The following is a 13,743-nucleotide window of genomic DNA, read 5'->3' on the forward strand; positions in this document are numbered from 1 at the left end:
AGTTTTGAATTAATGGGGGTCAGAGTTGACCCCTTAACAATGGACGAAACTGTCCAAGCTGTTGAAAAATTTGTTATTGAACAACGTTCGCTCCACTTAATGGGAGTGAATGCAGATAAAATAAATCAATGCCAAACAGATGAATCGATTAAAAAGATAGTGAATGATTCTGAAATCATTAACGCAGATGGAGCCTCGGTTGTTCTTGCTTCTCGTTTCTTGGGTTATCAAGTGCCAGAACGAGTCGCTGGGATTGATTTGATGCAAAGATTGCTCCAATTAGCTAATGAAAAATCTTATTCGGTTTACTTTTTTGGTGCCAAAGAAGAAGTCTTAATAGATATGCTAGAAATCTTTAAGAAGGATTACCCGAACTTACGAGTTGTCGGACATCGAAACGGTTATTTTTCTGAGCAAGATGAGTACAGTATTCAGGAAGACATTCGAGCGAAAAATCCTGATTTTGTCTTTGTGGGGATTACTTCTCCTAAGAAAGAATACATCATTCAAAAATTTATGGATCATGGTGTGAATTCTGTATTTATGGGAGTCGGAGGTAGCTTTGACGTCCTATCTGGCCATATCAAACGTGCACCCCTCTGGATGCAAAACGCACATCTAGAGTGGTTGTTCCGAGTGGCAAATGAACCTAAACGTCTTTTTAAACGTTATTTCGTAGGAAATGCCACCTTTATTAAGCGAGTTTTAGATGAAAAACGAAAATCAAAAAAATAACATTTTACACATCTCACGTACCATGGATATCGGTGGTGCAGAGCGGATAGTTTATCAGTTAAGCTCGGACCTGAAAGATGAGTTTGATAGTGTTCATGTGGCGTCTACTGGTGGGCTTTGGGAGAGCGAACTAGCTGCTCAAGGGATTCAACATCATAAAATTTTAGATATCGATAGTAAAAATCCCGTGACAGTATTAAAACTTTTAAGTAGTATCCGCCAAATAATCAAAAAGAATGATATTTCAATAGTCCACACTCACCATCGTATGGCTGCTTTTTATATCCGTTTATTAAAACTTGTTCATCCAAAATTGATACACGTTTATACAGCCCACAATGTCTTTAAAGATAAATTGCCTCTATATAGATTTGCTTTAAAAAATGCCAAAAGTGTAGCAGTAGGAGAAGCAGTAAATAAAAACCTAAAAGAAGACGTAGGCATTACTAATAGCAGGATTATTTATAATGGAGTCGTCTTAAAAGAAACGGATGTTCAGGTCGATGAGATTATTAGTTATAGTGGGATTAAACTTGGCTGTATAGCTAGATTGTCTGAACAAAAAGGTTTGACTTATCTTATTGAAGCTATGTATCTACTGACCGTTAAGGATATTCGGTTGTTTATCGTTGGTGAAGGCGAGCTTCGAGAAGAATTGGAAAACAAGGTTAAAGAGCTACAACTTCAAGATTCGGTAACTTTTTTAGGATATCGGAAGGATATTGTAGAATGTGTTAATAGTTTTGATTTTTGTGTTTTGCCTTCAGTATTTGAAGGATTTGGCTTAGTTGCTATTGAGGCATTTATGAATAGCAAAACCTTAGTTGCGACGGATATACCGGGATTAAACGAAGTTGTTACAAGTGAAAATGGGATTCTAGTTCCAGCAAAAGACCCTGCTGCTCTGGCATCTGCTATTGATAAATTATCTACAGATGCAACATTAAGACAGGAACTTGCTAGCCAAGGAAAGAAAGACTATGAAAACAAATTTAGTTATCCTTTGTTTTTGGAGAGCTATCGGGAATTGTATAGAGAACTAAAGGGAGAACAAAAATGAAAAAAGTCATGCTAGTTTTTGGGACGCGTCCAGAAGCAATCAAAATGTGTCCTTTGGTAAATGAGTTGAAAAAAAATGACTCCATCAAGACTGTCGTCTGTGTGACAGGTCAACATAAGGAGATGTTAGAGCAGGTTTTAGATGTATTTAAGGTCGTTCCTGATTATGATTTAGGGATTATGAAAGCTAATCAGACCTTATTTACAATTACGACTAGTATTTTAGATAAGATTCAAGCTGTACTTGAACAAGAAAAACCTGATATTGTTCTTGTCCACGGGGATACCAGCACAACATTTGCTACAGCTTTAGCTGCCTTTTACATGGGCATCAAAGTTGGACATGTGGAAGCAGGATTACGAACTTATAATCTTCAAAGTCCATTTCCTGAGGAGTTTAATCGTCAAACGACATCTATTATAGCGGATTACCATTTTGCACCGACAGAAGTTGCAAAGGAAAATCTTCTAAAAGAGGGAAGAGAGAATATTTTTGTAACGGGTAATACGGTTATTGATGCTTTAAAGACAACTGTTCAGGATAATTACAATCATCCAATTTTAGAGTGGGCTAAGGACAGTAAATTGATTATGTTGACAGCTCACAGACGTGAAAATCTTGGGCGACCAATGGAAAATATGTTTAATGCTGTTAATCGTATTTTAAATGAATTTGAGGATGTTAAAGTTGTTTACCCAATTCATAAAAACCCTAAGGTTCGTGAGCTGGCAAGTAAAGTATTTGGTGACAATGAACGTATGAAAATTATTGAACCTTTAGAGGTCATTGATTTCCATAATTTTATGAACCAAAGCTACATGATTTTAACAGATTCTGGTGGAGTTCAGGAAGAAGCTCCATCATTAGGAAAACCTGTTTTAGTCATGCGTGACACAACAGAGCGTCCAGAGGGGATTGCTGCTGGAACATTAAAACTAGTGGGTACGGATGAAGAAAATATTTACTCTAATTTTAAACTTCTTTTAGAAAACCAAACAGAATATAACAAGATGAGTAAGGCTAGCAACCCATACGGAGATGGAAAAGCTTGTGAAAGAATCGTCGATATTATTTTGGAAGGATAGGGATAATGGATAAGGTTTCTATTATTGTACCAGTGTACAATGTCGAAGATTGCTTAAGCTATTGTGTAGACAGTCTACGACAACAGACCTATAAAAATATAGAAATCATACTGGTAGACGATGGTTCTGCAGATTCTTCAGGAGAAATTTGTGACCAATATGCTCAGGAAGATGAGCGTATTAAGGTACTTCATATTGATAATGGAGGACAATCTCGTGCCAGAAATATTGGAGTCCAAGCATCATCTTCTGAATGGATTATGTTTTTAGATTCTGATGATTATTACGATTTGAAAGCCGTCGAGTATTTAGTTGCTTTGAGAGATAAATACGCAGTCGATTTAGTCGTCACGTCAATTGTTGAAGTACGAACTTATCAATCAGAATTGAATACTGACGACATTTCTCTCGAAAATAGTGAGAAATTAGATCGTTATACAGGCCTTGTTCGTATGTTTTACGGAAATAGTGTTGGAACACATCCAGGTGGTAAACTCTATAAGAAAGAGATTTTACTTCAGTATCCTTATCCAGAGGGAATGATATACGAAGATTTAGCGATGGCTTACGAGCATATTCATTACTGTGCTGAAATTGCGGTTGGGTATAGAAGTGTTTATAAATACTACCGACGTATGGGCAGTACTGTTAATTCGAAGTACAGTGAACGTCTCTTGAATTTTTACAAGGCGATGGAATGGAATAGAAGTTATATCGAACGAGACTATCCTAATGATAAGGAAATGAGAAGAGCTTTAAATGTCCGCTACGTCTTTAATGGTCTACATGTTGTACATGCTATGCTCAGTTCAAATATGTATTCGGATGTCAATAAAATCGGAAAAGAATACACTAGATACTTCAGCGATATTATTCCTAATCCAAATATAACAGGGAAAAATAAAGTGAAATATTTGTTATTGCTACTATCACCAAGATTATATAAAAAAATTAGAGGAAAGATTGGTTAGAAACTTATGAAAGTCTTAAAAAACTATGCGTATAATCTTTCCTATCAACTTCTAGTGATAATTCTTCCTATTATAACGACACCTTATGTAACAAGGGTGTTTAGTTCAACTGATTTAGGAACTTATGGTTACTTCAATTCCATTGTTACCTACTTTATTCTTTTAGCTACTTTAGGTGTTGCTAACTATGGAACAAAAGAAATTTCAGGTCATAGGAAGGATATCTGGAAGAATTTTTGGGGCATATACACCTTGCAACTTAGTGCCACTATCCTTTCGATCACCTTATATATTATCATGTGTCTCTCCTTTCAATTTATGCAGAATCCTGTTGCTTATATATTGGGATTGGGTTTGGTATCTAAGGGGATGGATATTTCTTGGTTATTTCAAGGGTTAGAGGATTTTCGTAAGATAACAGTTAGAAATATTACTGTCAAACTTGTAGGTGTTATTTCGATTTTCTTGTTTGTAAAATCAGCAAATGATTTATATTTATATGTTTTTTTGTTGACTATATTTGAGCTGCTGGGGCAGTTGAGTATGTGGTTGCCAGCAAGGGAATTTATTGGTAAGCCTCATTTTGATTTATTATATGCAAAGCACCATCTAAAGCCTGTAATTTTGCTATTTCTACCGCAGATTGCTATTTCGCTATATGTTACTTTGGATCGTACTATGCTAGGAGCGTTATCCTCAACTAAAGACGTCGGAATTTATGACCAAGCCTTAAAATTAGTCAATATTTTGCTTACACTAGTGACTTCGCTAGGAAGCGTGATGCTTCCTCGTGTTGCCAATCTCCTATCAACTGGAGATCACAAGGCTGTAAACAAAATGCACGAGACGTCCTTCTTGATATATAATTTAGTCATTTTTCCTATCATTGCAGGGATGTTAATTGTTAATGACGATTTCGTGCAATTTTTCTTAGGACAGGATTTCCAAGATGCTAAGTATGCGATAGCAATTATGATTTTTAGAATGTTCTTTATTGGCTGGACAAATATTATGGGTATTCAAATCTTGATTCCACATAATAAAAATAAAGAATTTATGATTTCGACAACTATTCCAGCTATTGTGAGTGTCGGTCTGAATTTATTATTACTACCTAAATTAGGTTACATCGGAGCAGCAATTGTTTCTGTATTAACAGAAGCCTTAGTATGGGCTATTCAACTATATTTTACAAGAAACTATTTAAAGGAAGTGCCTCTTCTTGCTTCGACATTTAAAATTATAGGAGCATCGGCTCTTATGTACGGTGTATTACTCGTGGTCAAAACTACAGTAAATATTACACCTGCTGTAAATGTTATGGTATTTGCTACAATAGGAGCGGTACTTTACATTTCTCAAATACTATTCTTAAAGGTTATTAGTCCAAAAGAGTTGAAAAAGCAGTTATCTAATGAGTAAAATTTTATAGAATAAATACGAAATTTTGGTGACTTATAGCCTTGTTGCAAAAATAGAACTCTTTTGTGGATTAAATTGCTTTGATTGATTAAATAGTTAGGAAAGGGAGGATGGAAGAGTATAAGTGGACTAGAAGTTTAAAGAAATAATATTATTTTCATTCAATTCGAAATTTTTTCTATCTAGTTCACCCTATATTATTCTTTTTCAAAAAAATGATAAAAATTAAATTTGAAAACCTACTAGTCAGCATTGTTGTATCTATTGTGGTGTTTTTTAATACTATATCTACTACTATGCTAGATAGGACTTTTTTTCAAGTCAAAGTAAATTTTCTATTTTTAGTTGTATTGCTTTTAGGGCTTCGTTTTTTGTATAAGATGCGTATCTCATACAAATATCTTTTACTTTCGATTTTTTTATTAATTTCGGGGGTATTAGTGTATTTTCAAACGAATAGGCTTAATTTTCTTGTCTATTCAATGCTACTTGTCTTCTTGGTTAATGTAGATATTAAAGTGGTGTTGAAGAACTATGTAGTTGTGGTTGGAATCCTTGTAGTAGCAGTTTTTCTTTTATCACTCGTTGGTATGGTCCCTAACTTGCAATATAATCGTGCGGGTGTTATTCGAAATTCGTTTGGGTTTATTTATCCAACGGACTTTGCATCACATTGTTTCTATCTATTTTTAGCAATTTCTTATCTTTTAAAAGATAAATTTATTTGGACCAGATCTCTGTTTGGTGTATTGCTATCAGCTTTTATTATAAAATACTGTGATGCACGTTTAAATGCTTTGTCTATTCTCTTAGCAACGATAATATTTGTATATTTTTACTTTACTAAAGAGAAAAAATATAGATTGTATTCTATTTTACCCTTTTCATCAATTATATTTTCAGGACTAATTTTATATTTGACATACTACTTTTCATGGTCTTCTCAGTTTTTTGTTTCGATAAATAAACTTATTACTGGTAGACTTTCTTTGGGGAAAAATGCATTCAATTCTTATGAATTACATTTATTTGGGACAAGAAACGTTCAATTTATCGGATCAGGTGGAAAAACAGAATCTGTAATAGGGTATAACTATGTAGATTCCTCTTATGTGCAGATGTTGTTTACATATGGAATAGTGCCTGTAGTCCTATTGATAATAATTTATGTTATCGCCTCAAGAAAACAGTATAAGGATGGTCAATATTTATTAGTTGCGATTTTATCATTGATTGCTTTTAACTGTATGATTGAAGCCTTTTGGTTTGTTCCTACATATAATATATTCATGTTTTTACTATTTACAACAAATACTTTTAGTAAAAAAGAATCGAATGATATTACTAAATTAAATGCTACCTAGTTCTAGTACTAGACTTTAGGAGGCTCTAATAGATGCTAAGAGTTCTTTCTAAGAAAGAAAAAATAAAGTTTGCTGGCCCGGAGTCAGCATTAATAAGAAATTGTAGAGTTCATTAACGGAGTTTTAATATGTATGACTATTTAATTGTTGGTGCAGGTTTGTCTGGAGCAATCTTCGCACACGAAGCTACAAAACGTGGTAAAAAAGTAAAAGTGATTGACAAGCGTGATCACGTTGGTGGAAATATCTACTGTGAAAATGTGGAAAGCATCAATGTCCACAAGTATGGAGCTCATATTTTCCATACATCAAACAAAAAAGTTTGGCATTATGTTAACCAGTTTGCAGAGTTCAATAACTATATCAACTCACCAGTGGCTAACTACAAGGGGAGCCTTTACAATCTTCCTTTCAACATGAATACCTTCTACGCTATGTGGGGAACTAAGACCCCGCAAGAAGTCAAGGATAAGATTGCTGAGCAAACAGCTGATATGAAGGATGTTGAACCTAAAAACCTGGAAGAGCAAGCAATCAAGTTGATTGGTCCAGATATCTACGAAAAGTTGATTAAGGGCTACACAGAAAAACAATGGGGACGTTCTGCAACAGAACTTCCACCATTTATCATCAAGCGCCTCCCAGTGCGTTTGACCTTTGATAATAACTACTTTAATGATCGTTACCAAGGAATTCCAATCGGTGGTTACAACGTCATCATTGAAAACATGCTAGGCGACGTAGAAGTAGAACTTGGTGTTGACTTCTTTGCCAATCGTGAAGAACTTGAAGCTTCAGCTGAAAAAGTTGTCTTTACAGGAATGATTGACCAGTACTTTGATTACAAACATGGTGAGTTGGAGTATCGCAGTCTTCGTTTTGAACACGAAGTCTTGGATGAGGAAAATCATCAAGGGAATGCTGTGGTTAACTATACAGAACGTGAGATTCCTTATACTCGTATCATCGAACACAAACATTTTGAGTATGGCACACAACCTAAGACAGTTATCACTCGCGAGTACCCAGCTGATTGGAAACGTGGAGATGAACCATACTATCCAATCAATGATGAAAAGAACAATGCTATGTTTGCTAAGTATCAAGAAGAAGCAGCCAAAAATGACAAGGTTATTTTCTGTGGGCGCCTAGCTGACTATAAATACTACGACATGCATGTGGTTATTGAGCGTGCCTTGGAAGTCGTAGAGATAGAATTTACTAAATGACAAAAGAAAAGATTGATATTGTTGTTCTTTGGGTTGATGGGAGTGATTCAGAATTTATCCGTGAAAAGCAAATAGTTGAAGGACAAGATGATGGCTTGGATCTTTATATTGATGGTGACATGCGATACCGTGACTATGGAACCTTCAACAATTGGTTCCGTATGATTGAAAACCATGCTCCTTGGGTCAATAAGGTCTTTCTAATCACCAATGGACAGAAACCTGAATGGCTGAACTTGGCTCATTCTAAGTTGAGGTGGGTTACGCATAAAGAATTTATGCCACAAGAATATCTTCCGACCTTTAACTCAGCAGCAATTGAATTAAATCTGCATCGTATCGAAGATTTGTCAGAAAACTATCTCTATTTCAATGACGATATGTATATGATTAGGGATTGCAAACCTTCAGATTTCTATAAAAATGGTTTGCCTAAACTACTTGCTGTTTATGATGCAATAGTTCCTTGGGCTCCGATTACAAAGACATATCTCAACAATATCGAGTTAATTTATCGCCATTTCCCTAATAAGGCTGCTATGAAAACATCGCCCTGGAAATTCTTTAATTACCGCTATGGTTTGCGCTTGTTTAAGAATTTAGTATTGCTACCTTGGGGACCAACAGGATATGTCAATCCGCATTTGCCGGTTCCTATGAAGAAGAGTACTTTAGCGCACCTCTGGGAAATCGAATTTGAAACCCTTGATAGGACGTCAAAAAGTCAAATTCGAGACTATAAAGTTGATGTGAATCAGTATATATGTCAAAACTGGCAGATTGAAAGCAATCAATTTTACCCAATTGAACACAATATAGGGAAGTCGATTGACCTGAATCGACTTGATCAGCTGGACCGTATTTTTAAGGATAAGCATAAAAAGCTTCTTTGTGTAAATGACAATGTTGACTTCAAAGAAGAAAATTTGCTCCGTTTTAAAAAGTTCTTAGATGAACGTTATCCTGAAAAGTCGGCTTTCGAACTATGAGAACAAAGAGATGAAATATTATTTAAAAGAAGAATTTTTAAAGGATAAAAATATCAAAAACGCTGGTAATAAGGCGCGAAATGATGTCGAGGAAATTGTAAAACAAGAGGGTTTTAGTCCTTTGTTATTGACGGTTGAAGACTGGTACAAAATGAGTACGATTAAAGCTCAACAACACAAATCAAAAGCCTTGGCACAAGCCTTTTCGCGGTTGAAACCAGGAGATCAACTGTTAATTCAATTTCCTATGCTCCATCATAGCTTCTTTACCACCTATTTAGTAAAAAAATTGCAAGCTAGAGGGGTTAAAGTCTATTTTATTATTCATGATTTAGAAGTCTTGCGTTATGTCAATCTGGATACAGTACCTTTAAAGCATAAAATTCGCGTACAGCTTCAAGAATCAAGTCTTTTAAAAGCTGCTGATGGCCTAATTGCTCATAATCCGATCATGAAGTCATTCCTGGTCAATAAGGGCATTTCAGAACAAAAAATTGTCAGTCTAGGTATTTTTGACTATCTAATTCCCGATTTTCAGGAAAAAGAAGAACTATCGAAGGATCAACCGATCATTGTGGCAGGTAATCTAGCACAAGAAAAAGCGGGTTATTTGTACGATTTGCCGTCTAGCCCTGCCTATAACCTTTATGGTGTTGGCTTTGATGAAACTAGAAAGTTAGCAAACCAAGAGTATTTCGGTTCCTTTCTCCCTGATGAACTCCCTGCTGCACTTTCAGGAGGATTTGGACTTGTCTGGGATGGTGATAGTTCCGAAACTTGTAGTGGTGTTTTTGGGGAGTATCTTCGATATAATAATTCTCATAAGGCATCGCTTTATCTAGCTTCTGGGTTTCCATTGGTGGTATGGAAACAATCTGCTTTATCTAGTTTTGTACTAGAGAACCAGTGTGGAATTGCAGTTGAATCGTTACACGATCTAGCTCAAGTCATTGAACAATTAACCCAGAATGACTATCAAAAGTTACTAAAAAATGTGAGAAGTGTAGGTCAAAAAATTCGAAAAGGGAACTATCTGCATACAGCATTAAGTCAATACGAATTTTAACAAATAGTTCTAATTACTTTTTTATTCTTTGAGAAGTGTATTTACTAATAGATGGGGAAAGAGTGGTTGTGGAAGTTTTGAAACACTATTCCACTTTAAAGATTGAATAATTTGGGCTTTTTTCTACATTTGTCAAGTCTATCAAGCACTTAATAAAAAAAGATATAAGGCAGTAGCTGTATAGAGGTTGTTGTCTTATTTGGCTCTTTGTTAACAGTAGTGGCTTGAATAAAAGCTAACATATGGAGTGGACAATCGTTGTCCTCTCCATTTTTATATTCAGAGCGATGAAAATCCGTTTTAAACTAACTTCCACTTTGGCTAACCAAGTGGAAGTTAGTTTGAGAAATCACCTTCAAGAAAAAGCTTGTTTAAATGTTAGAAAATTCGAGCACGAATGTTTTTTTTGTGTTATAATATTTTGTGAGTAGTTATGCCTTGGTGTAGCTATTAAAAATAGAAGTGTGAAACTGGGAAGATAGAGAGGACGCAGTGTAATGACTAGAAATGGTTTTTTTACAGGCTTAGATATCGGAACTAGCTCTATTAAAGTGTTGGTTGCAGAGCTTGTAAATGGTGAAGTAAATGTAATTGGCGTTAGCAATGCCAAAAGTAAAGGTGTCAAAGATGGGATTATCGTTGACATCGAAGCAGCAGCGACTGCTATTAAGTCTGCAATTTCTCAAGCAGAAGAAAAAGCAGGAATTTCAATCAAGTCTGTAAACGTTGGCTTGCCAGCTAATTTGCTACAAGTGGAGCCAACTCAAGGCATGATTCCAGTGACATCAGATACAAAAGAAATTACGGATCAAGATGTCGAAAATGTTGTCAAATCAGCCTTGACTAAAAGTATGACTCCAGACCGTGAAGTTATCACCTTTATTCCAGAGGAATTTGTCGTAGATGGATTCCAAGGAATTCGTGATCCTCGCGGAATGATGGGTGTGCGTTTGGAAATGCGCGGTCTCTTGTACACTGGCCCACGTACCATCCTCCACAATCTTCGTAAAACTGTTGAGCGTGTAGGCGTTCAAGTCGAAAACGTGATTATTTCACCTCTTGCAATGGTTCACTCTGTCTTGAATGAAGGTGAACGTGAGTTTGGTGCGACTGTTATTGACATGGGTGGTGGTCAAACGACTGTTGCCACTATTCGCAACCAAGAACTTCAATATACAAATGTCAACCAAGAAGGTGGCGATTATGTCACAAAAGACATTTCAAAAGTTCTCAAGACTTCTAAGAAAATTGCAGAAGGTCTAAAATTGAACTATGGTGAAGCTTATCCACCACTAGCTAGCAAGGAAACTTTCCAAGTTGAAGTGATCGGTGAAGTTGAACCAGTTGAAGTAACTGAAGAATACTTGGCTGAGATTATTTCAGCAAGAATCAAGCACATTTTTGAGCAAATTAAGCAAGACTTGGAAAGACGTCACCTATTAGACTTGCCAGGTGGTATTGTCTTGATTGGTGGGAATGCTCTTCTTCCAGGTGTCGTTGAATTGGCCCAAGAAGTATTTGGAGTACGCGTTAAGTTATTCGTACCAAATCAAGTGGGTATTCGCAATCCTGCTTTTGCTCATGTCATCAGCTTGTCAGAATTCGCTGGTAGTCTTACTGAAGTGAATATTTTGGCACAACGAGCAATTCGAGGTGACGAAAGTTTACGCCACCAACCGATTGACTTTAGAAGTTCAGCTCAACCAGTTTCACCTGGTTCTCCACGACCAGTATTTAATACAGTGGCAACTCCTGAGCCTGAAACAACTCAATCTGTTGAACCAGTAGCTCCTCTTCAATCAGAAGAAAAGAGCAAAGGTAAATTAACGGATCGTTTCCGTAGCTTGATTGGAAGCATGTTTGACGAATAAAATAGAGGAATATAAATATGACATTTTCATTTGATACAGCAGCAGCACAAGGTGCAGTCATTAAAGTAATCGGTGTCGGCGGTGGTGGTGGAAATGCCATCAACCGTATGGTTGACGAAGGCGTTTCTGGCGTTGAATTTATCGCAGCCAACACAGATGTACAAGCTTTGAGCAGTACAAAAGCTGAGACAGTTATTCAGCTCGGCCCTAAATTGACTCGCGGACTTGGTGCAGGAGGACAACCTGAAGTTGGTCGTAAAGCTGCAGAAGAAAGCGAAGAAGTATTGACAGAAGCAATCAGCGGTGCTGACATGGTCTTCATCACTGCTGGTATGGGTGGTGGTTCTGGTACAGGTGCTGCACCAGTTATCGCTCGTATTGCAAAAAGTCTTGGTGCTTTGACAGTCGGTGTTGTAACTCGTCCATTTGGTTTTGAAGGAAGCAAACGTGGACAATTTGCCATCGAAGGAATTAACGAACTTCGTGAGCATGTTGATACACTCTTGATTATCTCAAACAACAACTTGCTAGAAATCGTTGACAAGAAGACTCCACTTCTTGAAGCATTGAGTGAAGCTGACAACGTTCTTCGTCAAGGTGTACAAGGGATTACAGATTTGATTACAAATCCTGGTTTGATCAACTTGGACTTTGCAGACGTTAAGACGGTTATGGCCAACAAAGGTAATGCCCTCATGGGTATTGGTATCGGTAGCGGTGAAGAACGTGTTGTAGAAGCTGCTCGTAAAGCAATCTACTCACCACTTCTTGAAACAACTATCGATGGAGCAGAAGATGTGATTGTCAACGTAACGGGTGGCTTGGACTTGACTTTGATTGAAGCTGAAGAAGCATCAGAAATTGTGAACCAAGCAGCTGGTCATGGTGTTAACATCTGGCTTGGAACATCTATCGATGAGACAATGAAAGACGAAATCCGCGTGACTGTTGTTGCAACAGGAGTACGTCAGGATAAAGTTGAGAAAGTTGTAACTGCTCAACCACGTCAAGCAACACATCGTGAACCTGCTCGAACTAGCCATGTACAAACTTTTGACCGTAATTTTGATATGGCTGATACAGCAGAAATTCCAACTCCAAGTTATCGCCGTCAAGAAGCGCCAAAGACATCGGCCTTTGGTGACTGGGACTTGAGACGCGATGCCATTGTTCGTCAAGGAGAACCAGTTGTTTCTCCAGTGGAACGCTTTGAAGTTCCAGCGGCAACAGATGAAGATGAGTTGGAAACACCACCATTCTTTAAAAATCGTTAATGAAGATGAATTTAAAAGAAAATACGAACCTTGTTTTTCAACAGATATCGAATGCAGTTCAGGAAGCCGGTCGTGAAAACGATTCGGTTTCTGTGATTGCGGTGACCAAATATGTAGATGTTGAAACAGCCTCAGCTTTGGTTTCGCAAGGAGTGCAACACATTGGTGAGAACCGTGTTGATAAATTTCTTGACAAGTATCATGCTCTAAGTGATAAGAATCTTATCTGGCATTTGATTGGAACCTTACAGAGACGTAAAGTCAAGGAAGTGATTTCTTATGTGGATTATTTTCATGCTTTAGATTCCTTAAAGCTAGCTCAGGAAATTCAAAAACGAGCGGACCACAAGATTAAGTGCTTTTTGCAAGTAAATATTTCTAAGGAAGAAAGTAAGCATGGTTTTTCGAAAGAAGAATTGTTAGCCCTCTTACCAAAACTTTCAGAATTAGACCAGATTGAGTATGTAGGTCTGATGACCATGGCTCCATTTGAAGCAACTAGTCAAGAGTTACTAGACATATTTAAAGAAACGCAAGAATTGCAAAAAACCATTCAAGAAAAACATCTCCCTAATATGCCGATGACCGAACTAAGTATGGGTATGAGTCGAGACTTCAAAGAAGCGATTCAATGTGGTTCAACTTTCGTTCGAATCGGTACAGCATTTTTTAAATAG

At 36.8% G+C, this 13,743-nt stretch carries 12 protein-coding genes and 1 pseudogene; all 13 read left to right on the forward strand.

The genetic code is table 11. The features are described from left to right. The first annotated feature begins 12 nt into the window (after positions 1-12). The 13 genes and pseudogenes from ADM33_RS06665 to ADM33_RS06720 all read left to right on the forward strand — a co-directional run bounded on the left by ADM33_RS06665 (position 13) and on the right by ADM33_RS06720 (position 13,743). On the forward strand, positions 13-735 hold the full coding sequence (locus ADM33_RS06665; RefSeq protein WP_049503984.1) for a WecB/TagA/CpsF family glycosyltransferase: 723 nt from the start codon (positions 13-15) through the stop codon (positions 733-735). Continuing rightward, on the forward strand, positions 710-1,795 hold the full coding sequence (locus ADM33_RS06670) for a glycosyltransferase family 4 protein (protein WP_049503948.1): 1,086 nt from the start codon (positions 710-712) through the stop codon (positions 1,793-1,795). The genes ADM33_RS06665 and ADM33_RS06670 overlap by 26 nt, the downstream gene beginning before the upstream one ends. Next, positions 1,792-2,880 carry a non-hydrolyzing UDP-N-acetylglucosamine 2-epimerase gene (wecB, locus tag ADM33_RS06675; protein WP_049503949.1) on the forward strand — a complete coding sequence of 363 codons (1,089 nt, stop codon included), beginning with the start codon at positions 1,792-1,794 and terminating at the stop codon, positions 2,878-2,880. The genes ADM33_RS06670 and wecB overlap by 4 nt, the downstream gene beginning before the upstream one ends. A gap of 5 nt (positions 2,881-2,885) precedes the next feature. Continuing rightward, positions 2,886-3,851, forward strand: a complete 966-nt coding sequence (locus ADM33_RS06680) for a glycosyltransferase family 2 protein (protein ID WP_049503951.1) — start codon at positions 2,886-2,888, stop codon at positions 3,849-3,851. 6 nt (positions 3,852-3,857) lie between these two features. Further along, a complete protein-coding gene (locus ADM33_RS06685; RefSeq protein ID WP_049503953.1) occupies positions 3,858-5,273 on the forward strand; it encodes a flippase in 1,416 nt (471 codons plus the stop codon). Positions 5,274-5,488: 215 nt separating this feature from the next. After that, on the forward strand, positions 5,489-6,637 hold the full coding sequence (locus ADM33_RS06690; RefSeq protein ID WP_049503956.1) for a hypothetical protein: 1,149 nt from the start codon (positions 5,489-5,491) through the stop codon (positions 6,635-6,637). Between the two features lie 128 nt (positions 6,638-6,765). Then, positions 6,766-7,866 (forward strand): UDP-galactopyranose mutase, encoded by a 1,101-nt coding sequence (gene glf / locus ADM33_RS06695; RefSeq protein ID WP_049503957.1) that lies wholly within the window; start codon positions 6,766-6,768, stop codon positions 7,864-7,866. After that, on the forward strand, positions 7,863-8,855 hold the full coding sequence (locus ADM33_RS06700) for a stealth family protein (RefSeq protein ID WP_049503959.1): 993 nt from the start codon (positions 7,863-7,865) through the stop codon (positions 8,853-8,855). Before glf ends, ADM33_RS06700 begins: the two co-directional genes overlap by 4 nt. A gap of 10 nt (positions 8,856-8,865) precedes the next feature. After that, positions 8,866-9,921 (forward strand): sugar transferase, encoded by a 1,056-nt coding sequence (locus ADM33_RS06705; protein WP_049503960.1) that lies wholly within the window; start codon positions 8,866-8,868, stop codon positions 9,919-9,921. A 497-nt stretch (positions 9,922-10,418) separates the two neighbouring features. Further along, positions 10,419-11,610: pseudogene (gene ftsA / locus ADM33_RS06710) on the forward strand (cell division protein FtsA); the annotation flags it as partial. Continuing rightward, positions 11,601-11,792: a cell division protein FtsA C-terminal domain-containing protein gene (locus ADM33_RS11915; protein WP_373094392.1), complete on the forward strand. Its 192-nt coding sequence runs from the start codon at positions 11,601-11,603 to the stop codon at positions 11,790-11,792. The pseudogene ftsA and the gene ADM33_RS11915, both read left to right, overlap by 10 nt. 17 nt (positions 11,793-11,809) lie before the next feature. Beyond that, positions 11,810-13,066 carry a cell division protein FtsZ gene (gene ftsZ / locus ADM33_RS06715; protein ID WP_049503964.1) on the forward strand — a complete coding sequence of 419 codons (1,257 nt, stop codon included), beginning with the start codon at positions 11,810-11,812 and terminating at the stop codon, positions 13,064-13,066. Positions 13,067-13,071: 5 nt separating this feature from the next. After that, positions 13,072-13,743 carry a YggS family pyridoxal phosphate-dependent enzyme gene (locus tag ADM33_RS06720; protein WP_049503986.1) on the forward strand — a complete coding sequence of 224 codons (672 nt, stop codon included), beginning with the start codon at positions 13,072-13,074 and terminating at the stop codon, positions 13,741-13,743.

It is taken from the genome of Streptococcus oralis, assembly GCF_001075875.1.
Lineage (GTDB): Bacteria > Bacillota > Bacilli > Lactobacillales > Streptococcaceae > Streptococcus > Streptococcus oralis_I.